Annotated in this window: 22 protein-coding genes, 1 tRNA gene and 1 pseudogene; 13 read left to right on the forward strand and 11 right to left on the reverse strand. The window is 52.2% G+C overall.

Annotated elements, in window-relative coordinates:
* Nucleotides 1-26: 26 nt before the first annotated feature.
* Nucleotides 27-1,484, reverse strand: a complete 1,458-nt coding sequence (gene pepD, locus EKN83_RS22400; protein WP_045285113.1) for a cytosol nonspecific dipeptidase — start codon at nucleotides 1,482-1,484, stop codon at nucleotides 27-29.
* Between the two features lie 257 nt (nucleotides 1,485-1,741).
* Here pepD and gpt point away from each other — a divergent pair, with 257 nt between their 5' ends.
* The 3 genes from gpt (at nucleotide 1,742) to crl (ending at nucleotide 4,010) form a co-directional block, all read left to right on the forward strand.
* Nucleotides 1,742-2,200: a xanthine phosphoribosyltransferase gene (gene gpt / locus EKN83_RS22405; protein WP_003863205.1), complete on the forward strand. Its 459-nt coding sequence runs from the start codon at nucleotides 1,742-1,744 to the stop codon at nucleotides 2,198-2,200.
* 106 nt (nucleotides 2,201-2,306) lie between these two features.
* A complete protein-coding gene (frsA, locus tag EKN83_RS22410) occupies nucleotides 2,307-3,551 on the forward strand; it encodes an esterase FrsA (protein WP_126801727.1) in 1,245 nt (414 codons plus the stop codon).
* Nucleotides 3,552-3,608: 57 nt separating this feature from the next.
* Nucleotides 3,609-4,010, forward strand: a complete 402-nt coding sequence (crl, locus tag EKN83_RS22415; protein WP_025760274.1) for a sigma factor-binding protein Crl — start codon at nucleotides 3,609-3,611, stop codon at nucleotides 4,008-4,010.
* Between the two features lie 106 nt (nucleotides 4,011-4,116).
* On the opposite strand, the gene phoE is transcribed toward crl, so the two are convergent.
* Nucleotides 4,117-5,169 carry a phosphoporin PhoE gene (gene phoE, locus EKN83_RS22420; RefSeq protein ID WP_025760273.1) on the reverse strand — a complete coding sequence of 351 codons (1,053 nt, stop codon included), beginning with the start codon at nucleotides 5,167-5,169 and terminating at the stop codon, nucleotides 4,117-4,119.
* Between the two features lie 304 nt (nucleotides 5,170-5,473).
* Between phoE and proB the strand changes: the two genes are divergently transcribed.
* The 7 genes and pseudogenes from proB to EKN83_RS22455 all read left to right on the forward strand — a co-directional run bounded on the left by proB (nucleotide 5,474) and on the right by EKN83_RS22455 (nucleotide 11,738).
* On the forward strand, nucleotides 5,474-6,577 hold the full coding sequence (proB, locus tag EKN83_RS22425; RefSeq protein ID WP_025760272.1) for a glutamate 5-kinase: 1,104 nt from the start codon (nucleotides 5,474-5,476) through the stop codon (nucleotides 6,575-6,577).
* Between the two features lie 11 nt (nucleotides 6,578-6,588).
* The gene (gene proA / locus EKN83_RS22430) at nucleotides 6,589-7,842 is read left to right on the forward strand and encodes a glutamate-5-semialdehyde dehydrogenase (protein WP_095441188.1); all 1,254 of its coding nucleotides are present in this window, start codon (nucleotides 6,589-6,591) and stop codon (nucleotides 7,840-7,842) included.
* A gap of 111 nt (nucleotides 7,843-7,953) precedes the next feature.
* Nucleotides 7,954-8,029, forward strand: a tRNA-Thr gene (locus EKN83_RS22435).
* Nucleotides 8,030-8,477: 448 nt separating this feature from the next.
* Nucleotides 8,478-8,716: pseudogene (locus tag EKN83_RS22440) on the forward strand (ogr/Delta-like zinc finger family protein).
* A gap of 437 nt (nucleotides 8,717-9,153) precedes the next feature.
* On the forward strand, nucleotides 9,154-10,587 hold the full coding sequence (locus EKN83_RS22445; protein WP_126801728.1) for a hypothetical protein: 1,434 nt from the start codon (nucleotides 9,154-9,156) through the stop codon (nucleotides 10,585-10,587).
* A 444-nt stretch (nucleotides 10,588-11,031) separates the two neighbouring features.
* Nucleotides 11,032-11,406, forward strand: coding sequence for a hypothetical protein (locus EKN83_RS22450; protein WP_260591348.1), 375 nt, complete (start codon nucleotides 11,032-11,034; stop codon nucleotides 11,404-11,406).
* 38 nt (nucleotides 11,407-11,444) lie between these two features.
* Nucleotides 11,445-11,738 (forward strand): contact-dependent growth inhibition system immunity protein, encoded by a 294-nt coding sequence (locus EKN83_RS22455; protein ID WP_126801729.1) that lies wholly within the window; start codon nucleotides 11,445-11,447, stop codon nucleotides 11,736-11,738.
* Between the two features lie 64 nt (nucleotides 11,739-11,802).
* On the opposite strand, the gene catA is transcribed toward EKN83_RS22455, so the two are convergent.
* The 7 genes from catA to EKN83_RS22490 form a co-directional block, all read right to left on the reverse strand.
* Nucleotides 11,803-12,480, reverse strand: coding sequence for a type A chloramphenicol O-acetyltransferase (catA, locus tag EKN83_RS22460; protein WP_126801730.1), 678 nt, complete (start codon nucleotides 12,478-12,480; stop codon nucleotides 11,803-11,805).
* 62 nt (nucleotides 12,481-12,542) lie between these two features.
* Complete coding sequence (locus EKN83_RS22465; protein ID WP_045286924.1) at nucleotides 12,543-14,474, reverse strand: GGDEF domain-containing phosphodiesterase; 1,932 nt, start codon at nucleotides 14,472-14,474, stop codon at nucleotides 12,543-12,545.
* A gap of 17 nt (nucleotides 14,475-14,491) precedes the next feature.
* Entirely contained in the window at nucleotides 14,492-14,986 is a 495-nt protein-coding gene (locus tag EKN83_RS22470) for a molybdopterin-dependent oxidoreductase (protein WP_025756248.1), read from the reverse strand.
* A 401-nt stretch (nucleotides 14,987-15,387) separates the two neighbouring features.
* Entirely contained in the window at nucleotides 15,388-15,975 is a 588-nt protein-coding gene (locus EKN83_RS22475) for a cytochrome b (RefSeq protein ID WP_045286923.1), read from the reverse strand.
* Nucleotides 15,972-17,045, reverse strand: a complete 1,074-nt coding sequence (locus EKN83_RS22480; RefSeq protein ID WP_126801731.1) for a catalase family peroxidase — start codon at nucleotides 17,043-17,045, stop codon at nucleotides 15,972-15,974. The genes EKN83_RS22475 and EKN83_RS22480 overlap by 4 nt, the downstream gene beginning before the upstream one ends.
* 161 nt (nucleotides 17,046-17,206) lie before the next feature.
* Nucleotides 17,207-17,818, reverse strand: coding sequence for a flavin reductase family protein (locus tag EKN83_RS22485; protein ID WP_126801732.1), 612 nt, complete (start codon nucleotides 17,816-17,818; stop codon nucleotides 17,207-17,209).
* Between the two features lie 219 nt (nucleotides 17,819-18,037).
* Nucleotides 18,038-19,243, reverse strand: a complete 1,206-nt coding sequence (locus EKN83_RS22490; protein WP_126801733.1) for an L-dopachrome tautomerase-related protein — start codon at nucleotides 19,241-19,243, stop codon at nucleotides 18,038-18,040.
* A 109-nt stretch (nucleotides 19,244-19,352) separates the two neighbouring features.
* Here EKN83_RS22490 and EKN83_RS22495 point away from each other — a divergent pair, with 109 nt between their 5' ends.
* Nucleotides 19,353-20,264, forward strand: coding sequence for a LysR family transcriptional regulator (locus EKN83_RS22495; protein ID WP_126801734.1), 912 nt, complete (start codon nucleotides 19,353-19,355; stop codon nucleotides 20,262-20,264).
* A gap of 73 nt (nucleotides 20,265-20,337) precedes the next feature.
* On the opposite strand, the gene EKN83_RS22500 is transcribed toward EKN83_RS22495, so the two are convergent.
* Nucleotides 20,338-22,122, reverse strand: coding sequence for a diguanylate cyclase (locus tag EKN83_RS22500; protein ID WP_045286818.1), 1,785 nt, complete (start codon nucleotides 22,120-22,122; stop codon nucleotides 20,338-20,340).
* A 119-nt stretch (nucleotides 22,123-22,241) separates the two neighbouring features.
* Nucleotides 22,242-23,351, reverse strand: a complete 1,110-nt coding sequence (locus tag EKN83_RS22505) for an AI-2E family transporter (RefSeq protein WP_008503245.1) — start codon at nucleotides 23,349-23,351, stop codon at nucleotides 22,242-22,244.
* Between the two features lie 335 nt (nucleotides 23,352-23,686).
* On the opposite strand from EKN83_RS22505, the gene mmuP reads away from it, so the two are divergent.
* Together mmuP and mmuM are read left to right on the forward strand one after the other, a co-directional pair.
* Nucleotides 23,687-25,087 (forward strand): S-methylmethionine permease, encoded by a 1,401-nt coding sequence (gene mmuP, locus EKN83_RS22510; protein WP_008503244.1) that lies wholly within the window; start codon nucleotides 23,687-23,689, stop codon nucleotides 25,085-25,087.
* Entirely contained in the window at nucleotides 25,074-26,006 is a 933-nt protein-coding gene (gene mmuM, locus EKN83_RS22515; RefSeq protein WP_045286817.1) for a homocysteine S-methyltransferase, read from the forward strand. Before mmuP ends, mmuM begins: the two co-directional genes overlap by 14 nt.
* Nucleotides 26,007-26,152: the final 146 nt, after the last annotated feature.

Below are 26,152 nucleotides of genomic sequence, written 5' to 3' on the forward strand. Positions count from 1 at the left end.
TTTGGGAGAGGGCTGGGGTAAGGCTATTACTTAGCAGGAATCGCTTTCAGCAGTTCAGTCAGCAGGGTCCAGTAATGACCCACGCTTTCGATATGAACCTGCTCATCCGGCGAGTGCGGCCCGGTAATGGTTGGCCCGATAGAAACCATGTCCATGTCTGGATACGGTTTTTTGAACAGACCACATTCCAGACCCGCGTGGATCACCTGAATGTTCGGCGTGCTGTTGAACAGACGCTGGTAAGTTTCACGCACCAGCGCCATCACCGGCGAGCTTGCGTCCGGCTGCCAGCCCGGATAGCTGCCTTTGGCGGAGGTTTTTGCACCGGCCAGCGTACCCAGAGATTCCAGCATGCTCACCACATACTCTTTACCGCTGTCGATAAGGGAACGGATCAGGCAGATGATTTCTGCGCTGTCGTCGCTCATGGTTACTACGCCCACGTTCAGTGAGGTTTCCACCACGCCTTTCGCCACGTCGGAGTTGCGGATCACGCCGTTTGGCGTCGCGTTCAGCAACTGAACGAAGGTGTCACGAGACTGTGCGGTCAGCGCGGCTTTATCCGTTGAGACGGATTCCAGCACCACGGTCAGGTTTTTCTCTTTCGCGGACAGTTCGTTTTTCAGGATATCCAGGTAGACGCTGGAGAGTTTTTTCAGCTCGTCCGCTTTTGCGGCCGGGACAGCGACAGTCGCGAAGGCTTCACGCGGGATCGCGTTACGCAGCGTACCGCCGTTGAAATCCACCAGACGCAGATCCAGCTCAGCCGCGTGGCCTGCCAGGAAGCGCGCCAGCAGTTTGTTGGCGTTGCCCAGACCCAGGTGAATATCACCGCCGGAGTGGCCGCCTTTCAGCCCTTTCAGCGTCAGCTTAAAGGTCTGGAAACCGGCAGGAATTGCTTCGCGTGACAGCGGCAGGGTAGAGATGAAATCAATCCCGCCCGCACAGCCCATGTAGATCTCGCCTTCTTCTTCGGAGTCGGTGTTGATCAGAATATCCGCCTGCAGCCAGTTCGGCTGAAGACCAAACGCCCCATCCATGCCCGCTTCTTCGGTCATGGTCAGCAGCACTTCCAGTGGACCGTGCTGAACGCTGTCGTCAGCCAGCACTGCCAGCGCGGAGGCCATACCGATTCCGTTATCTGCACCCAGGGTGGTGCCGCGCGCTTTCACCCAGTCGCCGTCGATGTAGGGCTGAATAGGATCTTTAGTGAAGTCGTGAACGGTGTCGTTGTTCTTCTGCGGCACCATGTCCAGGTGCGCCTGCAGCACAACCGGTTTACGGTTTTCCATACCTGCGGTAGCCGGTTTGCGGATCAGAATGTTGCCAACCTGGTCGCGTTCAGCGTGCAGACCTTTTTCCTTCGCCCAACCCATAATATGTTCGGCAAGCTGTTCTTCATGGTAGGACGGGTGTGGAATGGAGCAGATTTTGGCAAAAATATCCCACAGCGGCTGCGGAGATAGTTGAGACAGTTCAGACACGATAAGTCTCCTTGTCGATGCTCTGCAAACAGGGTTGCAGGTCACAGGGTTAGCAGGTTAATAGTCACCACAAGTCAGGCTTGCGAGATGAAACTGAGAATACCACTTTCTCTGCTGGCTGGTAGCATAAAGCATGTAAAAACTCAGGCAGAGGGCGCTAAACACTGGTTTTTAGTGCGTCAGATCTCTATAATCTCGCGCAACCTGGTTCACCCTCATTTTTTTAAGCCGTATATAAACAGGCTGGGACACTTCACATGAGCGAAAAATACGTCGTCACCTGGGACATGTTGCAGATCCACGCACGCAAACTGGCTGCGCGTCTGATGCCTTCCGAACAGTGGAAAGGCATTATTGCCGTCAGCCGTGGCGGCCTGGTACCGGGGGCGCTGCTGGCACGTGAGCTGGGTATTCGTCATGTCGATACCGTTTGCATCTCCAGCTATGACCATGACAACCAGCGCGAGCTGAAAGTGCTGAAACGCGCGGAAGGCGACGGCGAAGGTTTCATCGTTATTGATGACCTGGTGGATACCGGTGGTACTGCGGTGGCCATCCGCGAAATGTACCCGAAAGCGCATTTCGTCACTATCTTCGCGAAACCGGCGGGTCGCCCTCTGGTTGACGATTACGTGATTGATATTCCTCAGGATACCTGGATTGAACAGCCATGGGATATGGGCGTGGTGTTCGTACCGCCAATCTCAGGTCGTTAATTCCAGACCGCAATTATTTTAACGCCCGGTGATGCCGGGCGTTGTTTTTTTTAGTCTGACGCGCGTTACAATAGTCTCTATATGACGTATCCATGGAGGCAACGCAATGACGCAGGCCAATCTCACCGAGACGCTCTTCAAACCCCGTTTCAAGCACCCTGAAACCTCGACGCTGGTGCGCCGTTTTAACCCGGGTACCCAGCCTGCCGTCCAGTCCGCGTTAGACGGTAAAAACGTCCCCCACTGGTACCGCATGATTAACCGCCTGATGTGGATCTGGCGCGGTATCGACCCCCGTGAAATTCTCGATGTGCAGGCGCGCATCGTGATGAGTGAAGCCGAACGGACCGACAGTGAACTCTACGATACGGTGGTGGGCTACCGCGGCGGAAACTGGATCTACGAATGGTCTAAACAGGCGATGCTCTGGCAGCAAAAAGCCAGCCAGGAAGAGAATGCCATGCTCAGCGGCAAGCACTGGCTGCATGCGGCCAATCTCTACGCCATTGCCGCCTATCCTCACTTAAAAGGCGACGAACTGGCCGAGCAGGCACAGGCGCTGGCCAATCGCGCCTATGAAGAGGCGGCTCAACGCTTGCCGGGCCAGATGCGTGAGCTCGAGTTTACCATTCCGGGTGGGTCATCCGTTACCGGGTTCCTGCATATGCCGGAAGGTGAAGGTCCGTTCCCGACCGTGCTGATGTGCGGGGGGCTGGATTCATTGCAGATCGACTATTACAGCCTGTATGAGCGTTACTTCGCACCAAAAGGGATCGCGATGCTGACGCTGGATATGCCCTCTATTGGTTTTTCATCCAAATGGAAACTGACTCAGGATTCCAGCCTGCTGCACCAGCATGCGCTAAAAGCGCTGGAAAATATTCCCTGGGTCGACCACACCCGCGTGGCGGCATTTGGCTTCCGTTTTGGCGCGAACGTTGCGGTGCGTCTGGCCTACCTTGAATCTTCTCGTCTGAAAGCCGTGGCCTGTCTTGGCCCGGTGGTTCACGCTCTGCTCAGCGACCCCGCCCGCCAGGGCAGCGTGCCGGAGATGTACCTCGATGTGCTGGCCAGCCGACTGGGTATGCATGATGCATCAGACGAAGCGCTGCGCGTTGAGCTTAATCGCTACTCGTTAAAAACGCAGGGCCTGTTGGGCCGCCGCTGCCCGACGCCGATGCTTTCGGGGTTCTGGAAGAACGATCCGTTCAGCCCGGAAGAAGAGTCGCGTTTAATCACGTCGTCATCTGCGGATGGCAAATTGCTTGAGGTGCCGTTCAGCCCGGTCTATCAGAATTTCGACAAAGCGCTGAAAGAGATTACGCGCTGGATCGCGCAGAGATTGTGTTAATAGATTGCTAAATTTCGCTGGTTTGGTAAAACAGTGGCTTCACAAAAGGAGATCGCAATGACGTTACCGAGTGGACACCCGAAAAGTAGATTGATTAAGAAGTTCATGGCTCTTGGCCCGTATATTCGAGAAGAGCAGTGTGAAGAGAATCGCTTTTTTTTCGACTGCCTGGCTGTATGCGTCAACGTGAAGCCTGCACCCGAAAAACGTGAATTCTGGGGCTGGTGGATGGAAATGGAAGCAGAAGAGAAACGTTTTACCTATAGCTACCAGTTTGGCCTGTTTAATAAAGACGGCAACTGGCAGGCTACCACCATTAAAGATCAGGAAGTGATCGATCGCCTGGAATATACGCTCAAAGAGTTCCACGACAAGGCGCGAGATTTGCTGGCCACGCTGGACCTGAAGCTTGAGCCCGCGGATAATTTTTCCAGTGAAGCGGCGAAACTGACGGCCTGATGCTCTTCTTCCTCTTCCTGTGGGAGAGGGCCGGGGTGAGGGCAGCAGACCGCATTAATCCCCGATAAAAAAACCGGCATCAAGCCGGTTTTTTATGTCTGCATTATCAGAACTGGTAGGTCATCCCCAGGGCAACGATATCGTCGCTGCTCACACCCAGTTTATTATCGTCATCAATCTGGTTGATTTTATAATCAACAAACGCGGACATATTTTTGTTGAAATAATATGTTGCGCCGACATCGATGTATTTCACCAGATCTTCGTCACCGATACCTTCGATATCTTTGCCTTTAGACTGGACATAGCCCAGGGACGGACGCAGACCGAAATCAAACTGATATTGTGCAACCAGTTCGATGTTCTGGGCTTTATTGGCGAAGCCACCTGAAATTGGGGTCATATTGCGGGTTTCAGAGTACATTGCCGCCAGGTAGATATCGTTCGCGTCATATTTCAGACCGGTTGCCCAGGCTTCGGCTTTTTTGCCTTCGCCGCGCGTCAGCAGGTTCTGAGCGTTGGTACGGTCAGAGTTGGTGTATGCGCCGCTCACCGCGAAATCGCTGCCACCGAAGTCATAGGTCAGAGAAGTACCGAAACCGTCACCGTTCTGTTTCTTGGCGTCACGGTTTTCGTTTTTACCCTGGTATTGCAGCGTCATGTCCAGGCCGTCAACCACGCCGAAGAAGTCGGTGTTGCGGTAGGTGGCAAGACCGGTAGCACGCTTGGTCATGAAGTTATCGGTCTGTGCAGAAGAGTCGCCGCCGAATTCCGGGAACATATCGGTCCAGGCTTCCACGTCATACAGTGCGCCCAGGTTACGACCATAATCCAGAGAACCGAAGTCTTTCAGTTTCAGACCAGCAAACGCCAGACGCGTTTTCTGAGAGGAGTCGCTCTCGGCTTTGTTACCCGCAAATTCGGATTCCCAACGGCCATAGCCCGTCAGCTGATCGTTAATCTGTGTTTCGCCTTTAAAACCGAAACGAACGTACGTCTGGTCACCGTCTTTAGAATCATCATCACTGATGTAGTGCATGGCTTTTACTTTGCCGTACACGTCCAGTTTATTACCGTTCTTATTATAAACTTCTGCGGCGTGAACCGATGCACAAGCCACTACGCCCGTAACCACTAATGCCAGAGTGCTCTTTTTCATTTTCGATCCTGTCTTATAAACGCGCTAAAAAATTCGCTGGACGATAAGCGTCGGCTTAAGTCCCGTGAAAAAACAGGAAGGGTTTTATCGCTCTGCAATGAAACTTTTATGACAAACTAAGAATAATTTTAAAAAACTGTGATTTATTATTTCGGTAATAAAAGTGTCAATTTTCACCGCTACGCTTCCTGATCCCGCGCAACAAAGTGTTTCGCGATGTGCTAAGGCAGTTGGCAACCGGGCTGACTCCTGTTAAAACGTTCGTTCGACATTACTTTCCCTTATCGTTGAACGGCAGAGAATCATGAGTGACAGCCAGACGCTGGTGGTAAAACTCGGTACCAGTGTGTTAACAGGCGGATCGCGCCGCCTAAATCGCGCCCACATTGTTGAGCTTGTACGTCAGTGCGCTCAGTTACATGCCGCAGGGCATCGTATTGTGATTGTGACCTCCGGGGCGATTGCCGCCGGGCGTGAACACCTGGGTTACCCCGAACTCCCCGCGACGATCGCCTCCAAACAGCTGCTGGCCGCCGTGGGACAAAGCCGACTCATTCAACTCTGGGAACAGCTGTTCTCTATTTATGGCATCCACGTCGGGCAGATGCTGCTGACGCGTGCGGATATGGAAGACAGAGAGCGCTTCCTGAACGCCCGCGATACCCTGCGTGCGCTGCTGGACAATAATATCGTTCCCGTTATTAACGAAAACGATGCCGTTGCCACCGCTGAAATCAAAGTGGGTGATAACGATAACCTCTCTGCGCTGGCGGCGATTCTGGCCGGTGCGGATAAATTACTGCTTCTGACCGACCAGCAGGGGCTGTTTACCGCCGACCCGCGCTCCAACCCGGAAGCCGAGCTGATTACCGACGTTCACGGTATCGACGATGCGCTGCGCGCGATTGCCGGCGACAGCGTATCCGGCCTGGGTACGGGCGGCATGGGAACCAAGCTGCAGGCCGCTGACGTAGCATGCCGCGCCGGTATCGACACCATCATTGCGGCGGGTAGCCGCCCTGGGGTGATTGGTGACGTGATGGAAGGCATCTCCGTCGGTACCCGCTTCCACGCCCAGGAATCCCCGCTGGAAAACCGCAAGCGCTGGATATTTGGAGCGCCGCCTGCGGGCGAGCTTGTTGTTGATGAAGGGGCAACCGCCGCGATTCTGGAACGTGGAAGTTCATTGCTTCCTAAAGGAATTAAAAGCGTGACAGGCAACTTCTCCCGTGGTGAAGTGATCCGTATCCGTAACCTCGAAGGTCGCGACATCGCCCACGGCGTAAGCCGCTATAACAGTGATGCCCTGCGCCGCATCGCGGGTCAACACTCGCAGCAGATCGACGCCATTCTGGGCTATGAATATGGCCCGGTTGCCGTGCATCGCGATGACATGATTATTCGTTAAGGAGCCAGAACATGCTGGAACAAATGGGCGCCGCCGCGAAGGCCGCCTCTTACAAACTGGCGCTCCTTTCCAGCCGCGAGAAAAACCGCGTGCTGGAAAAAATCGCTGATTATCTGGAATCCCAGTCCCAGGAGATTTTGCTCGCTAACGAGCAGGATCTGCTGGAGGCGCGTCGTAACGGGTTGAGCGAAGCGATGCTCGACCGCCTGGCCCTGACCCCGGCACGCCTGAAAGGTATCGCCGACGATGTTCGCCAGGTCTGCAATCTGGCTGACCCGGTCGGGCAGGTGATCGACGGTGGACTGCTCGACAGCGGTTTACGTCTTGAGCGTCGCCGCGTGCCGCTCGGCGTCATCGGTGTGATTTATGAAGCCCGTCCAAACGTAACGGTGGATGTCGCCTCCCTGTGCCTGAAAACCGGTAACGCCGCTATTCTGCGTGGCGGGAAAGAGACCTGGCGCACCAATGCCGCGACGGTAAAAGTTATTCAGCAGGCGCTGGAAGAGTGTGGCTTACCTGCGGGCGCCGTGCAGGCGATAGAGAGCCCTGACCGCGCGCTGGTCAATGAAATGCTGCGCATGGACAAGTACATCGACATGCTGATCCCACGCGGTGGCGCGGGCCTGCACAAGCTGTGCCGTGAGCAGTCGACGATCCCGGTGATCACCGGCGGTATCGGCGTGTGTCATATCGTGGTGGACGACAGCGCTGAGATTGAACCGGCGCTGAAGATTATCGTGAATGCGAAAACCCAGCGTCCAAGCACCTGTAACACGGTGGAAACGCTGCTGGTGCATCAGGGTATCGCGAACACCTTCCTGCCTGCCCTGAGCAAACAGATGGCAGAGAGCGGCGTAACGCTGCATGCTGACGCCAGCGCGCTGGCACTGCTTCAGGATGGCCCGGCGAATGTCGTTCCTGTAAAAGCGGAGCAGTACGACGATGAGTTCCTGTCCCTGGATCTGAACGTGAAAATCGTTACCGATCTTGACGACGCTATTGCGCACATCCGTGAGCATGGCACGCAGCATTCCGACGCTATCCTGACGCGTACGCTGCGCAATGCTGATCGCTTCGTGAACGAGGTGGACTCCTCTGCGGTGTATGTGAATGCCTCCACCCGCTTCACCGACGGCGGCCAGTTCGGCCTTGGCGCGGAGGTGGCGGTCAGCACGCAGAAACTGCACGCGCGCGGTCCAATGGGGCTGGAAGCACTGACCACGTATAAGTGGATCGGCTTCGGCGACGATACGATTCGTGCGTAAATAATCACGGGTGATGCAAAAATAGCCGTTTGATTCAAAAGGGCATTGACGCATCACCCGGATAGATCTAACCTTTTGCCCCGTGGTTACACTCGTAACCGGCCTCTCAGGGCCGATATAGCTCAGTTGGTAGAGCAGCGCATTCGTAATGCGAAGGTCGTAGGTTCGACTCCTATTATCGGCACCATTCCCTAGTTTTCTCAAGCCCATTCACAGCAACAACACCCTTCAAAAACATTGATGTTACGCTGTTTTTAGTCGTTTGAGGTCTCCCTTCTTTTCTTGAAATCAACATGCGATTGGGGGGGCACAATCAGGGCATCTTCTGTTCGGTCCAGGAAATGTGCCCCGATGATGCTGTATGCCGTAAGGTTGAGGCCGCTAAAGGAAAAGATAGGAGTTATAAACTATCTAATGGAGGTGGCCTGTAAAAGAAGTAAAAAATCAGTATGTTATCTTTCCCTACCTCTTGACTTAATCCAGTTGTAATAGATTAAATTTAATTAAATCAATGATGTAAAATTTCTTACCAGTGTTATACGTTCAGACCCGGATACAGGGACTCAAAATCCTTTCTTCCGGCAGGCAACAGAGGTTTAGCTAAGAGAATGATGAAAATTTAGTGCCCGGAGTATATGTCTGTGGCAACGGTGAGGAAAATAAACTGAAGCATCCCAAATTAGCAGATGTGCACTGTTATTGCTCAAATGTAGCGTGCGGGCATACGTTTGTGATGAACGTTTCCTTCTCACATATGATTAGTCCCAGCGCCTGGAGCGGCCAGGGGAGGATTAAATAGCTAATGGATGCCTTGCCACCGGACGAGCGACAAAAAGCATTAGTACTCCTGTTGGCAGCCAAAGAAAGCCTGTGAACGGCCCTCCGGGAGTAACTAAAATTTTCCCGGCTTCGGTTCATTAAATTTCAATTGTTTAAGAAAAAATATGTATAATAATCAGGTTGTTAACTTTTGAGTTAGTAGTTGGCTACCATGAAAAATCTCATTTAATTTTTTTATCTCTTTACTATCAATAGTTTAATTCAAGTGATTATGATGTTGGAGTAAAGCTGAACTGAAAAAAGCTGTAATTCTTTTTACTCTTTTCAGTTCCCTACTCGCTGTATATCCCCAGTTGTGGCGCGGTCTGGCGCTATCATTTGTAATAAATCCTAACTGAAAAAATTTTTGCGATCTGAAAACCGCAGGCGGGTGTGGTGTAGTGCGATTTTTGTCGAAATCTACTTTTGTTGACCAGTGAATCAGGCCATGGTTTATTAATAAAACACTATTAAAACTTTAGAGGGATGCATATGCGTTTTTCGGAATTTTTCGGAGTTAAAAGGAATCAATCTGAATTAGATTTCGTAGATGTTCCTTTAGACACAGACATTGAGGTTTTTTTAGATCCTGCAGCAATAAAGTCTCTTAACTCGCCATGGGGCAATGAGTTATCTTCACATCTGCAAAATTATTTTGAAACAGTTCTGAAGCTTATTAAAAATGGTGAGGATGTTAGAGCGCAAAATTTGCTCTCATGTTTAAACGAAAGGAATGAGTATCATTTAGGATACTCAAGTGGTAAATCAAGAGGCCATGGCTTTGGAGAAGGTGCTGCGAAGACTGTTTGGGGAGCCTTAACAAAGAGTAAGGCTGCGAAGTCTGGTCTGTTACAGGATTTAGAAGATACTGCTCTACTAATTGAGGGCATTGGAACTGATATGATTTCAGATGCAGTTTCAAACATACTAAGAGGCCCGTTAATAAAATACACGCAAGATATTTGTAATTATTATGGTATTAAATTAACTGATAATGTTCCATCTGGTCCTATCTGGAATCCAAGAGAGGAGAAGTGGGAACAGGGATATGTCTCGTTGCCGATGACTAATGAAGGTAAAGTGATTCTTGTTCCGAAAATAATTGTCCGGCATCAAATAACTTATCAGCATGATGAATACTATAGACATTTTTTATTACCAGAAATGCAAAAGCAACATTTAAGAGCAGGATCAGAACTAGTTCAGTTACTGAGGAATGGAAAGCATAGAGTTACTAAAAAAAGTCTGATGGAGAAATATGGGAAAGACAAACTTGCAATTGTTGAGCAAACGCTTAAATACCCTCATGTGCTTGATGAATATAGAGTGAGGAAAAATGATGCCCCTTCTGAGCCATTACCACATTCTGATTTTGCAGAAATGGAAAATGAATCTCCTAAAGTTGATTTTCAGCCATTTATTGACGAGCTGAAATCCATAGTACCAGGTAGGGATGATGCAACTAAATATGAGGATTTGATTGAGAAACTATTCTCTATTTTATTCTATCCTTCTTTTTGTCATCCAACAAAACAGCATAAAATTCATGATGGAAGAAAGAGAATTGACATTTCATATTGCAATGAGGCTACATTCGGTTTTTTCAAGTGGATTGGTTTGCACTACCCCTCTTCAATGATATACATAGAATGTAAAAATTATGGTAAAGAAGTTGGTAACCCAGAATTGGATCAGTTATCTGGGCGCTTCTCGATTAGTAGAGGCAAAGTGGGAATATTAGTATGTCGGAGTATAGAAAATAAAGAAAAGCTATATCAAAGCTGCAAAGACACAGCCAAAGACGATCGTGGATACATTTTACCATTGGATGATGAAGACATCTTAATGCTTATCGAAGAGTATCAGACAAAAAATGACCAATTGTTCCCACACCTGCGCAAGCTCTGGATGTCATTGATTGGTTAGATTCCTGAACTGCGGTAATTATTCATAATGGATCATTACCGCATCATTGGAGGAATGATGGCCAATTGCATAGGGGCATTTCTGGGGCATTTTTAAAGAATTTAAATATTCTTCATTATAAAACAACACCTTAATTTATTGTTTTGTTCCTGTTATCAACTAAAAATCCCTATACAGTTGTTTATTGGCGGTACTTTAAATTCTGTGACTGGACTCGACCAGAACCAAGTCACTGCTGGGGCATAAGTTCGGGCATTCAATGTTAAGCCCAGGCCGATGCCTGCAATGAAGTCTAACGTGCAACATGGAGACGCTACTAAACCCAGCGAGAAAGCCTCGAATCCGGCACGATAGTGTTTGTTGATCTTCAACCCTGTCTGCTATCTCCGGCAATTCGTCATTGAGTCAAGTGTTTAAAAAATCCCATCTTAAGGTTATCCTTTCATGAACATACCAATCATGAAAACAGACGAGCATATGACTAGCCAATTGACGGAAAAAGACCTGCTGGATAATGGTTTTACTAGTAAGCAATTATCTCGTCTGAAAGAGGTATTGAGCAGGGATGAAAATGCTGACGAAACGCTTTCAACATTAGTGGATGATCTAAGTAAGCGTTTTCATGGTGGGATGATTTGTCTGATGCTTATCCTGGCACCGCTGATATTGCTTCCTGTCTTTTATACGTACTCGCTGCTGTTATATTACTTACCTGTTGCAGTTTTTGGTGTTATTGCGGTCTGGTATCTGATACCACTTGGCCTTTCATGGAAAGCGCATAAAATGATGAAAGGCCGGTTGGCTTCTCACACGCGCTGACAAATATGTGCAGTTCCGACCTATAGAGTAGAAGGATTATGCAAAGCTTTTATCATCTTGATCAGCTGATTCAGGGTTATTTCAATCAGGATCATGACCTCATCAATGAGGGGGAGGATACCATTGAGGGCATCATTAATCTGTATAAAAAAACAGCCCCCGGTTGGATGCTAAAAGCGTTAGCCGAAGAAGTTGATACTTTTATTGAGTGTAATAAAGGCAGGCTGGATGATGAATTCAAAATGCGATATGGATTTGATTTTTCACCTGAGCTGTGGAACTCGACCCCTTTCGATTTTCTGATGACAGTGCGCAGGCTTGCTCTTGCTTAGCATAGATGTCTGGCAGACTTAATGCTCAATCCGACCAAAAGAAACCATCACGACTTCTTACGCATCATGCGTTAAGTTCCGCTGACAGCTCCGGCAACCCATCACACATCTCCTGCAACTCATTAAACATCCTCGCCACATGGAAGCCATCGCACACCGAGTGATGTACCTGCACCGCCATAGGCAACAACACTTTCCCATCCTGTTCGTAGTATTTTCCAAACGTGAACATAGGAGAAAAGAAGTTCTTCATATGCGCAATGTTCATATTAAAGTTGGTAAAGGTTACCCACGGAATAGACGATACGAAAAAGACATTTTCCCGTGACTCTTCCTTAGGCCAGTAGGAAAGGTTATTGCCATAGCGCGCCGTATCTTCTGCATACGTGTTCTGGAAGTGGTGCATATTGCCATCGTAGTGGCTCCACAATGACGAAAACGTCTCCGTTTCGGGATGGAAGATGGTATAGCTGGGATGAATTTCATTCCATACGACAAGCTCATTGTCCTTCATGGCCATACGGAACTCAGGATGCCGGTTCATGATTTTGGAGAGGAGGAAAATAATTGTCGGGTAAAACTTCCAGCCAACCTTTTTAATATGTTTACGCAGTACGGTAATGTCGATCAGGACGGTTTGGTTGATGGTACATTCAGCAAACGACTGAAAAACTTCAAAATGCTCCTTCCTTGCCCAACGAGATAAATCAACAGGCGTATATTCCGGGACGGTCTTTTTCATTTTTTAACCTTTGATTCGCTGTCATCTAAATGGTGTTGGGCCAGAAGCAACCGCGAACCATTTCAACCGCATCTAATCTTGCTGTCAATCTCCGGCTGTGGTTTTCCAAACAGGTATCCCTGCACCAGATCGCAGCCAAGGGCCTGAAGACGTTCAAGCTGCGCTTCGGTTTCTACACCTTCTGCAATCACGCTCATATTCAGGCTCTTCGCCATACCGGTAATCAGTTTGACGATATTAAGCGCATCATCTTGCGTGGATATCGGATTCACAAAGGATTTGTCTATTTTGATTTTATCAAAATTAAGCTCACTCAATCTGGAGAGCGACGAATATCCCGTGCCAAAATCATCGATGGAAATTTTCACACCCAGCGAACGCAGCTTTTTCAGAATCGTAATCGGCATCGTGCTGTCACTGAAGAGCGAAGACTCTGTCACCTCCAGCTCAAGCCGGTTAGCCGGTAATCCTGTCTCTTTAAGGATGGTCTGCACCATCGTCGTAAACGATTTATTACCCAACTGGATAGGTGAGACGTTCACCGAGATCCGTGCCGGAACCGCCCAGGAGACCGCTTCCCGGCAGGCAAGCTCAAGCACAATTTTGCCGATCGCGTTGATCATCCCGGTTTTTTCAGCAACAGAGATAAAGTAGTCAGGCGACAGCATCCCTTTTACCGGGTGCATCCAGCGAATAAGCGCCTCGTAGCCGTAAATGTCATTGCTGAATGAATCGACAATCGGCTGGTAATAAACCACAAATTCATTGTGATCGAGCGCCAGTGCCATGTCATGTTCAAGGGTTCTGCTCTCCTGCAATTTTTGCATCATCCACTGACGGAACACTTTTATCTGCTGGGAACCGGCTTTTTTCGCTTCGTAGAGGGCCAGGTCGGCAAATTTATACAGAAAGTCAGAGCGTCGTTCATTATCCGATAAAACGATACCCACGCAGGTCGCAATTTTTATCAGCTGGTTATTAATCGTATAGGGCTGGCTGATCTGATCGCTGATTTCTTTGGCGCGCGAAATTGCCGCGTTTTCGGTCAAGCCACTGGACAGAAGGGCAAATTCGTCACCGCCCAACCGGTAAAACGTATCAGAAGCGCTGCTCATTGAGGTGAGACGTCGGGATACCTGGTTCAACAGTAAATCGCCGGTATCATGGCCATAGGTGTCGTTGACCTCTTTGAACCGGTCTAAATCAAATAACATCACCGTGACAGGCGTATGGTTTTTATCCGCCTGAAGATTAATTTTGTTGAGATCGTCCCAGAAGAACAGACGGTTTTTCATGCCAGTGAGGGAATCATGATAAACATCATATTCCAGCTTCGCATTCTGAATTTGCAGTGTTTCTTTTGATATTTGCAGTTCGTCAGCCAGGCTTTTAACCTGCATGTGCGCTTTGAGAATATTTTTATTCTGGTAGATCATTAAAAAGCCAAGAATAAAGCTTAGGATCACCAGCAGCAATGAAAGCGCGGAATAAATATAGTAAAGGATCTGTATTTTTGTGTTGGATTCATTAACCGTGTTAATATCTTTTGTTAATGCCGTGGCAGAAAGCTGGCTGAGCGGTGCATCGAGCTCATGCATATTTTTCAGGTAGGCCTGTAACTCGGCATGGCTCATGTTTTCAAGATGGCTATCCAGATAATTCAGTATATTTTCTAAGCGTAAAGCGAGCTCCTGATGCGTTTTATCGCTGTCAATGTAGCGACCTAAATCACCCCCCTTCATTAAATCGCCCTGACTGAGCATAATTTCAAGACGCATGCGGACCTGGTCTATCGTAACGTCATCGGTATCGGTTGCGTATAGACCAAGCCATGATTCAAAGCGGTAATACTCGGATACCAGTTGAGCCACGGACCAGGACTCGGTGTATTGAGTCAGTTTTTGCAATTCCTGCTGGCGATCGTAAACAAGGAATGCAATATATCCTGTCGTGATAAAAAGAGAAAAAATGATACCAACCAGTATCCTGTTCATTATGTTCTCCTGAACTGCTATTCAATCTTCATTTTGCTAACCTGCCATGCTGAACGCGAGTAATAAATCTGATTATTCAACTCAGGAAGACTGTCATAGGGGTATACAATGAATGATGGACCTTTATCGCGGATGCGCATATATTCGCCATTCACCTTCAAAGCAAGTATGGCATTGTATTTTTTAAAGTCGCTGAGCGGGATGACGGTTGAGTAATCATTGAGCGCAATAACATTAATGTTAGTACCCTTTGCACCCACATAATCCATGAGTTTACGCATCGGAACCCCCTCAAACTTAGTTCGACCATTATACCAGGGGGAAGTCGTCTCAAAGCTTACCATGCCCAGTTTTTCAAGGCTGGCGAGATCAAACACTGCTTTTCCATTTTCATTGGTATTTTCTATATTACCGTAAATCGTTAAAATGGGTTTACCAACAGGTTTTGGCAGTTCGCCTGCCCAGGTTACACTCTGTACCAGACAGCATAACAGCAGTAAGGTTAATCGCATTTCGGCCTCCACCTTTTTAACAGAAGTATAAGAATTATAATTTAGATATCACACGAGTTGATATATTTTGTTGGTGAGCAAGGGTTTTTATCGTTTTTATTGATGTAAACTCATCTTTATCAACGAGTTAGGTGTTTCTGTTGGCAGGGTGTTTGTTATGCGAGCGCCGCTTAACGTTTTGATAAAAGCATAAATTGCGGGCGGAAATGCTCTTGTGTTTAAAAAATGATCACTTTATTTGATTGATATTATCTTCCACCCCATGAGCGGTGGGGTATCCGTGGCTTTTTGGGGGCGCGAATTTGAAGACAAAATACGCGCCCCGGTTGAATCTGCCGTTTCAGGATGACGATTAGCGAGGACACGAGCATTCCGGGTGTGCTTGTCCAGAACCGCTTTCCTTACTTCAGCTCCTCCCGGACGGCTGATGCCGACTTGTTTCCTTTCGCCATGCTGGCAAAAACGGTGTCCCGGTAGATCCACGCATGCACTAATGCGGCCGAGAGATGGACCAGCACCACCGCAAAAAGTAATTTTGCCAGAAGACTATGGGCGTCGTGGCACCACGCATACAGTGCCGGACTGGCGGGAACAATCGGAGGCAGGTTGAAACCGTCAAACATCACGATCGGCACGCCCGCTGCCGAAAGCTGTGCCCAGCCCAGCAGCGGCATTGCCAGCATCAACGCGTACAGCACCCAGTGAGATGCCTTCGCTGCAAGCACCTGCCAGACGGGCAAATCCGCAGGCAGAGGAGGCGTGCGGCTCAGGAGTCGGTTGACCAGACGAACCAGCGCAAGCAGTAAAATGGCGATACCCAGTGGCCGGTGCAGGTCGATCAACCAAATCCGATGATGTAACGACGTCATCATGGCGGCACCAATGAAAAGCATCGCCAGGATCATAACCGCCATCAGCCAGTGCAGGCTTCGCGCCAGGGTATTGAAATGCTGTGGGGCGTGCTCACGCAGACGTTTATTCGTGCTCATTTTACCTCCTGCTTTTGCACGGCTTCGGTGGCTTTGCCGTAGCCGATTTCCCGCTCACGGCGACTGAAAGAGTGTGAGTAAGCGGCCGAACGCGCGTTTAAGACGGGATCATCCGTCACCGCAACGCCCGCCGGAACGATAGAGGGATCAAAGTTAACGTCGCGGCACGCACCCACGGATTGCGCTTCGACACGCGTCACTTCCAGCGTGCCGGCCACCATCTGCTTGCGATTATCCGGCCAGGGCCGGGAAGGGTCATCCACCGGATCGCCCGGCTGCGCGAGCTGCAAAACGTAATCCCAGTAGAGTGGTTTCTGTGCCAGGCGCTGGCGCAGGTTTTCGAACAGGAAATTATCATCCGCTTTCTTTCGCTGTTCATCGCTCAGGGAGAAGAACGGATCGTGCGGACGCATCATCCAGCGCACAGGTTGTCGCTCCCCCTGCGCGTTCACAAGGTAGAAAGCGTTGATGCTGTAAAACGTCGCCCCGGCGAAGCTGCCGGGGGCGGGTTTCTGCGCCGCCCATTTAAGGTATTTCTCAGCCTCCGGGTAGGCTTTCAAAAAGTCCGCGAGACGCTGCGGGTCCGGCTTGCCGGTGGCCGCATCAACTGCCGTGGCCTGGCGCAAGGCCAGAAATCCTTCCGGGTTGCGGGTGGCAAAGTAAGGTTCGTTATTCATCGCCATCCGCCATTGTTGCTTGTCATCCGTTTTCAGCAACAGCGCCATGCTCAGGGTTTTGGTTGTACTATCCGGGGCGTGGGGATCGCCAGTACCAATTGAGAACCGGCCCACTACGGGGATTTCCGGCTGAGAAAAGAGCCGGGAGGTGGACAGAGAAACCGCTGAGCCGTTTGGCACAAAGGTGCCGGCAAAGCAGATGCCTTTGCCATGCGCACGGCGAAAGCCCGGCGGAAAGGGTTTTGGTGTTTCACTCACCAGTGCCTGGCTGACCGTGCGTGACCCAAGCCAGCCCGCAGTCCATGCAAAAGCCGATGCCAGCGTACCGGCGACAACAGCGATCGATGCCAGGGCGCCCCAGGTTTTTTTGGACCTCAAATCCAGTTTCGACATAGACGTTTTTCCATAAAAATTATCATCACCTGCCATGCACAATATGTTGTGCGTGGCAGGCGATAATACAGTGGCGAATATGACTCGATTATATGAGGCCAGGGGCATAAAGACAGAATATCACGAAAAGTTTAAAACTTTCCGTTGCCAGAATGTTGGGGTTACTCATCACATCGGAAGTTATGACCAAGCCGGGCGCCCAGAGAGAAATAGTGACGAAACAGGTAATATAAGGGCTGCCATTTCTCCACATTAAATTTTAACCCTTTCCCGGTGTGAATTAATAACGTCTCGGAAATGTGCACGCAGGTTATCGTGGCATCAACGGATACCAGGCTTTCCCGGGAACCGGCAAGGGGCGATATCCCGCAAACCGTAGCTTCTATTTGTATCGGACACTCCTTAATTCTCACTGCGTTAACTGTCTCCGACTTCATTTTGTGAAAATTTCCGCAGCTAAACTTATCCTGTTCAAAAACATACCCCATCTTTTTCTTCCATTCTGTTAGTGAGGCTTTGCCTGTTTTATTGGCGAGTGCTTCAATATTCGGCCATAAGCGGCTGTCCGGAATATTGAGAACAATACCCGTATTATCCTTTATATTTTCATAACACTTTCCGTCGGTACCAAGGCCGAATACGATATTCTGATCAAGGATCCACCACGACGAGATCGGGCTCAGGTTGGTTGAACCGTCAGGATTTTGGCTGGAGATAATGGCGACAGGGGTACCAAAATATAAAGAGGCAAAATCGACTTGCTGGGTTTTCATTTTATCATCCTCTGATTAACAAAGGCCCAGTCTATGTGGTGCAGACGTACTTTACTTCGGTGAAGCGTGAAGTAAAGGGTGCCTCCCGAAAATGCCCTGGAGCACTGTTTTAGCTACTGCTTCCTGAGTGGAGGGACGACTATCGCGTGCCACCTTTAAGGAAATAAAATCGTCTGAAAATATGAGCCCATATATGCTGGGCTCCTGGTCTACTTATTCTTATTTTTGTAAAGCACTGAGACGCAAGCGCCACAAATCATAGCGCTCCTCTCCCGGTTTAACGGCTCCCGCAAAATGGTCATTGAGGCGACTTGAGGTAAAGATCAGCTCCCCGTTCGGACGGATTGCCGGCGTGTCTGGCCAGCGCACCTCTTCATTTGCCGCAACCAGCGACATGGAATGGGTCTCAGGATCGTATCTGACGATACCATTGCGTGTGACATCGGTGATGTAGAGGTTGCCTTTTTCATCCGTCACTATCCCGTCGGTATTGCCTCCCACGCTACCCAAATCGCGGATCTGTTCGGCGATTTGCGCATTGGTTGACGCAGGCTGCCTCAGTATCGCAGTGGGTACCGCATATGCATGCGTGCCGGTTGTCACCGTCCAGTACAGCGTGCCCGCATCGGGAGAGAGCGCAATGCCATTGATACCAATCAGTAAGGGTTTACCTGGCCAGACTTCCGCTCCATGCGAGACGACGTTAACGCCAGGCTCAATCTGCAGCGCAGGGTGACGATCGAGTACGCGCCGGGCCGTACCGGTAGCGAAATCGACGATAATCAGCCCCACCTGGTTTTCAGGAGCACTCCGCGATCCGCTGTCGGAAATATAAGCGACACGGCGGTTCTCATCGACCACCACATCATTCAGGAAACTGGCTTTGCGGTCCGCCACGTCATCCAGAGCGATACGTTTAATGGTGCGGCCTGAGTTGAGATCCAGCACCACCAGCTTCTGCGACCCCGCAGGCGATTGGGCTTCTCCCGCGACGAACCCCATGTCCAGCGCCCATAGCCAGCCGTTTTTACGGTCAATATAAAAACCGAGCACGTTGCGCAGGCTGTGAGCGGGATCGGTGTTCACCGCATTGCCCTCGCGGGACGGAAACGCCGTCAGGCGGGCAGGGCCGGACTGCGACGTGGTATCCAGAATACTCAACGTGGCGGGGGCTGCGGCGGAAACCAGCCGGGGCGTACTGACAAAGGCCCGGTCGCTGGCATCAAAATGGATACCTGCAATGGGCGCATTCACCGAACCGGTAAACGTCGTCGGCGTTTGCCCGTCCTGCGGGCTATCCCAGGTCACGCCAGCATAGCTACGCCAGCGCTCAAGGGGGGCGTGATTCTCTGCACTGGCGAAGAGCGGAAAAGAGAACAATGCCGCCATCGCGATGGCGGGCAGAATAAGGGCGCGGTTGAACATTGGCAGACTCCAGTGGCACGTTCAGGTGATGAATGCAGGCCACTTTACTCATCGCCCAACGGGAGATAAATTAGCCAGATTGAAAAACATTTGTTCCTGAGAGAGCAAAATGAGCCGGAAATTCGATTACCTCGGCGACGTTGAAGTCTTCATTGCTGTGGTTGAACACGGCTCCTTTACGGGCGCAGCGGTTGCCCTTTCAACCACGCCTTCGGTGCTGAGCCGCGCGGTCACCCGCCTGGAGGCGCGTCTTGGACGGCAGCTGTTACAGCGCACGACCCGCCGGGTGGGGCTGACAGAAGCCGGACGCGTCTATCTTGAGCAGGCGCGTACTGCGTTCTCTCTGCTTGATGACGCCGAACGCGTTGGCCGGGATCAGGAGGGCGATCTGACCGGCCGCGTGAGAATGAGTGTCCCCACCACCTATGCCCACTACCGCCTGCCGCCGCTGCTGGCGCAGTATCATCAACGCTTTCCACGCGTTCAGGTGGAGCTGAACATTACCAATCGCAACGTTGACCTGATCGCGGAGGGGTTCGATCTGGCGATCCGTCTGGGACAGTTGCCCGACAGCGGGCTTGTGGCGCGTAAGCTGGAAGAGGCGGCATTGCTGCTGGTCGCCTCCCCGGACTACCTGCATCGGAGAGGGAGACCTCAGACGCTGGAGGCGTTGCAGCATCATCAGTGCCTGCCGTTTATCATGCCGCGCACCGGACGTATCGCCCCCTGGGTATTTCGGGATGAAGGGCGCGATATTGACTGGTTGCCGGGATCAACCATCGAAATATCAGATGATGTACTCGGCGTGGTGTCGCTCGCGGAGCAGGGGATGGGGATCTGCCAGAGCTATGAATTCATCGTCCGGGACAGAATAGAGCGCGGCCAGTTAGTTGAGGTGCTGCCACAACTCCGGGGACGATCGCGACCTTTTTCCGTGCTGTTTGCACCGCACCGACGTCAGTCGGCAGCCACCCGGGCAATGATTGATCTTCTGACCCGGCAAGAAGGCGTTGAGGGTTGATTTTGTTGCCTGGTCAGTTAACACATCGCGCGTGCCATTTCTCGCCATCCGCAGGAGCAGGCGCAAAGACCCGCTAACCTGCCTCCAGCATGCCAAAGCTCACGATCCGCGACCGGCCCAGCTCTTTCGCCCGGTATAACGCCACATCCGCGGCGCGCAGCAGATTGTCGGTCTGGGCATGTTGCGGATAGCTGGCAATCCCAATCGACACGTCCACCGGCCCAATCTCGGTCAGCCCGTAGCGAAGCGACAGCTCATGCACGCCGGTGTAAATCTTCTGCGCACAGGCGTGCGCCTCTTCTTCATCGGCACCGGAAAGCAGCACCAGAAACTCTTCGCCTCCGTAACGAAATGCCAGCCCGTTGTCATGTGTGGCCCGCTGAACAATCGACGCCACGCTTTTGATCACCTGATCGCCCGCTTCATGCCCGAACCGGTCATTAATGCTCTTGAAGTGGTCGATATCGATCATCATGCAGCTTAACGGTTCGCCGCTGCGCATCGCCTGTGCCGTTTGGGTTTGCAGGGTATCTTCCAGATGATGACGATTACGCAGGCCGGTGAGTGGGTCAAACAACGCTTTTTCCAGCAACGCGTCGCGCAGACGCTGGTTGGCCAGCGCCAGCCCAAGTGCTTCAGCCATCAGTTCCAGATAGGCGCGGTAAGGGGCATTTTCTGCAGTGATATTCTGGAAGGAGAGTAAACCAATAGCCTCGCCCTGGGCGATAAGGGGAACGCACAGCGAACTGTCCCCTTCTGACGCCGGCAGGTGATAACAGGCAATATCCGGTTCACCGTTTACCGGCGGGTGGCTCTGCCCGCGCCGTATGGCCCAGCACTCATCCGGATGGAACGTGGCTTCTTCACCGGTCGGCGACAACCAGTGCGCGACGCAGCGCATCTGCCACGGATCGCGGTCGAGGACGTAGAGCCGGCCCGCGATCCCCGGCGCGATATTGGGGGCAAACAGCTCCGCCACGTTAATCACATCGTTAACGTTCTCACACCCCTGCAGCCGCTGGGTCATGCGCGCCAGCAGCTCGCGGATGGCCCATTCGGCATCGCGCTCTCTTTCCAGACGCTGCCGCGCAAGCCCGTTTTCACGGAAGATGCGGATGGCCTGCGCCATGTCACCTATCTCATCAATCTGGTTGAAATTGGGCGTTTCAACCGCGTAATCCTGTGACGCCAGGCGGTGCACCACGTCGCTCAACCGCACCACGGGGCGCAGCACGCGACGTTTCAGGATAAAACCAAGGACAAACAGGAACAGCAGTGCGGTCAGGCCGACCATCATTTCAGAAGCCGTACGCAGCGCTTTCGATTTTTTTGTCGCCTCCTGAACGGAGGCGATAACGCGCTTGTCGAGTATCTGGCGAAAGTGATCGATCTGGTTCTGGGCGCGCTCAAGCTCCTGCTCATAGGGTGCGCCATAAAGCAGGGCAACGGCCTGAGCGTCGTCACCCTGTTCAAGGCTGTTCAGTGCGGTTTGCTGTTCGTCCTGCAGTTCATCGACGATCTTTATTCCTTCATGCAGCAGGGCCAGTTCTTCATCCGAAGCGCCATTATCCTGCAGCTTTTCCAGCCGAAGCTCGATGCGCTTCAGGCTGTTTTCGGCCTGGTTATATTCTTTGAGAACCTGCGGATCTTTTTTGATGACGTACAGCCGGGCTAAATCAGACTGCGCCCAGATATCGGTTTCGATATCTTCCGTAAGCGCATCAAAACGCTGGCGTTGTTCAACGGCCTGACGCTCAAGCGTGTCGGCATTGGACGCCATCAGCATGATGATGCCGGAGGCGATAGTCAGGCAGACCGTGGCACCGTAGGCCCAGTTTGTTATCGTCGCGATTCGCACCAGATGATCCTTTTACAACATGAAGAGGACGGCGTTCTTCAAATTATAGAAAACGTTTGATTTAAGGCGAAAAAAAAGGCGGCACAGTGCCGCCTGGTGTGGTCTTTATCGTCACATCCTTACAAATCTGGAGGGTTTTTTCCCTCTTCAATGAAATCCGCGTCCAGCTCTTCGGCGTTGCCTTCGTGGTCGCGCCCGGAGAAGAGGTTCCAGCAGGCGATAAACAGCGCAGCAATCAGCGGCCCAATGACAAAGCCGTTAATGCCGTACAGCTCCATACCGCCGAGGGTGGAGATCAGGATCAGGTAGTCCGGCATTTTGGTGTCTTTCCCCACCAGCAGCGGGCGCAGGATGTTGTCCACCAGCCCGACGACGATCACGAAGAAGCCGACAATAAACAGCCCTTGCCAGATCTGATGCGTGGCGAAGAGGAAAATGGCGGCCGGTACCCAGACAATCGCCGAGCCGATGGCCGGCACCAGCGAGAGGAACGCCATCAGCGCGCCCCAGAGTACGCTGCCGTCGATACCCGCAATCGCAAAGGCAATTCCGCCGAGTATGCCCTGCACCACGGCCACCGCTGCGGTCCCTTTTACCGTGGCGCGGGAGACGCCGACGAACTTGGCGAACAGGTGCTGCTTGGCAAAATCGGACAGCGGAAGGGAATCGAGGATCTGGCGCACCAGATACGGGCCGTCTTTCAGCAGGAAGAACAGCAGATAGAGCATGATGCCGAAGCTAATGGCGAAGCCAAACGTGCCTTTGCCAATCAGAAACGCGCTGCCAGCGAGATATTGCCCGCCCTGCAGGGCGACATCGGAGAGTTTTTTCTGGATCTGCGCGGCGTTGGTCAGGTTGTGATCCGCGAGGAAACCGCTGGCCCAGTCAGGCAGATGGTTGAAAATGCTGGCTACCACCTCCGGGAATTGGGTGTTGTTCTCCTGCAGTTTGGTGTACACCACGTTCAGCTCAATGGCGAGTGAAGAGAGGATCACCATCAGCGGGATAAAGACGATCAGACAGATAATGCCGATGGTCAACAGCGAGGCCAGCCCGTTGCGATCCCCCAGCGCGGCGCGCAGCTTGTTTTTTACCGGGTTAAAGATGACGGTCAGAATGGCCGCCCACAGAATGGCGGAAAAGTAGGGCGACAGCACGTCGAAGAACGCCCATGTCACAAGGGCAAGGATGAAAATAAAGAAACCTTTGGTCAGTCCGTTAAAGCGCATCAGTCAGTCCTGGTTACTAAGAAACTGTGTCGACTATAGAACTGATTGTGAGAATTACCAACCCTTGCGCCGGGTAGCGTTGCAGTATGACGCCGCTCTTCACGGATACTACTTTCGACTGACCGAAGAACGTCTCGTCCGGCACCATGCTGTAAGTATCTGCTTGCGGAGGTGCCTATGGCCTGGCGTCCGATTCTCTATGTGATCCTCACCACCCACCCCAGACTCAGCGCGCGGCGTGCCCGTTTACGTCTGGTCATCTAGCTTTTTATTAACAATCGCGGTATAACACACCTTCTTTGGATGTTTAGATGTCCATACGTATAGAAGGTAATATGCAAACACAACAAGAAAATGGGCAGCTTAAGCGCACCATGAAAACACGCCACCTGATTATGCTCTCGCTGGGTGGCGTGATTGGGACAGGGTTATTCTTCAATACCGGATACATTATTTCGACGACCGGGGCGGCCGGTACGCTACTGGCGTACCTGATAGGCGCGCTGGTGGTCTGGCTGGTGATGCAGTGTCTGGGCGAGCTCTCCGTGGCGATGCCGGAAACCGGCGCGTTCCACGTCTATGCCGCGCGTTATCTTGGCCCGGCGACGGGTTACACCGTGGCGTGGCTCTACTGGCTCACCTGGACGGTGGCGCTCGGGTCGAGTTTTACCGCCGCCGGGTTCTGTATGCAGTACTGGTTCCCGCAGGTGCCCGTCTGGGCGTGGTGCGTGGTCTTCTGCGTGGTGATTTTTGGCCTTAACGTCATCTCCACGCGCTTCTTTGCGGAAGGTGAGTTCTGGTTCTCACTGGTCAAAGTCATCACCATTATCGCCTTTATTATCCTGGGCGGGGCGGCGGTCTTTGGCTTTATCCCGATGCAGGACGGTTCACCGGCGCCAGGCTTGAGTAACATTACCGCGGAGGGCTGGTTCCCGCACGGCGGCCTGCCGATCCTGATGACCATGGTGGCGGTGAACTTTGCCTTCTCCGGGACCGAACTGATCGGTATCGCGGCGGGTGAAACGGAAAACCCGCACAAGGTGATCCCGGTGGCTATCCGTACCACCATTGCCCGGCTGATTATCTTCTTTATCGGTACTGTTTTTGTGCTGGCGGCGCTGATCCCGATGCAGCAGGCGGGCGTGGAAAAGAGTCCGTTCGTGCTGGTGTTTGAAAAAGTGGGTATTCCTTACGCGGCGGACATCTTTAACTTTGTGATTTTGACGGCGATCCTCTCGGCGGCGAACTCCGGGCTGTATGCCTCCGGGCGCATGCTGTGGTCGCTCTCTAATGAGAAAACGCTGCCGCGCTGCTTTGCCCGGGTGAACAAAAACGGCGTGCCGCTGACGGCGCTCTCCGTTTCCATGCTCGGTGGCGTGCTGGCGCTGTTCTCAAGTGTGGTGGCGCCGGACACGGTGTTCGTGGCGCTCTCGGCAATTTCGGGCTTTGCCGTGGTGGCGGTCTGGATCAGCATCTGCGCGTCGCACTTCGTTTTCCGTCGTCGTCATCTGCAGTCCGGCCAGCCGCTCTCTGCGCTGCAGTACCGTGCGCCGTGGTATCCGCTGGTGCCGGTGCTCGGTTTTATCCTCTGCGTGGTGGCCTGTGTCGGCCTGTGGTTTGACCCGAGCCAGCGCATTGCCCTTTATTGCGGGATTCCGTTTGTCGCCCTGTGTTATGGTGCGTACTACCTGACCCGAAATATGACATCGCAGGAGCCTGAACATGTCGCAGAATAATCCGCTTACCGCCATCCTCGAAAAACAGCCGTTTGTGGTGCTGGATGGCGCGATGGCGACGGAGCTGGAAGCGCGGGGATGTAATCTTGCAGACAACCTCTGGTCTGCCAAAGTATTGATGGAAAACCCGGAGCTTATCCGCGAAGTCCACCTCGACTACTACCGGGCTGGCGCGCAGGTGGCCATCACCGCCAGCTATCAGGCGACGCCTGCGGGCTTTGCGGCACGCGGCCTCGATGAAGCGCAATCCCGGGCGCTGATCGGCAAAAGCGTGGCGCTGGCGCGCAAGGCGCGTGAAGCGTATCTGGCTGAAAATCCGCATGCGGGCACGCTGCTGGTCGCCGGCTCCGTGGGGCCGTATGGCGCCTATCTGGCGGATGGCTCGGAATATCGCGGCGACTATGTGCGCAGTGCTGAAGCGTTCACTGCTTTCCACCGCCCGCGCGTGGAGGCGCTGCTGGATGCCGGTGCCGATCTGCTGGCGTGTGAAACGCTGCCGTCCTTTGCGGAAATCAGGGCGCTGGCGGCACTTCTGGCCGAATATCCCCGCGCCCGGGCGTGGTTCTCGTTTACCTTACGGGACAGCGAACACCTCAGCGACGGTACGCCGCTGCGTGATGTGGTCAGCGTGCTGGCAAGCGCTCCGCAGATTGTCGCGCTGGGCATTAACTGTATCGCTCTGGAAAACACCACGGCGGCGTTGAAACACCTGCAAAGCCTGACGGCGCTGCCATTGGTGGTCTACCCGAACTCGGGCGAGCATTATGATGCGGTGACCAAAACCTGGCACCACCACGGCGAAGCGTGTGAGACGCTGGCGGGGTATCTGCCCCAGTGGCTGGACGCCGGTGCGAAGCTGATTGGCGGATGCTGTCGCACCACGCCGAAGGACATTGCTGAGCTTAACGCGAAGCGCTGAGGCCCTCACCCTAACCCTCTCCCACGGGGCTGAGGGATCCCCACAAAATAATGTCTGCACAGTCGACCCCCTCTCCCTTGAGGGTGTACGGTCCGGGGTGAGGGGGGAACATACGGCTGTGGAGGTTATTCCGTTCACTTTATGTT

This window comes from Enterobacter sp. WCHEn090032, assembly GCF_003986875.1.
GTDB classification, from domain to species: Bacteria; Pseudomonadota; Gammaproteobacteria; order Enterobacterales; family Enterobacteriaceae; genus Enterobacter; species Enterobacter sichuanensis.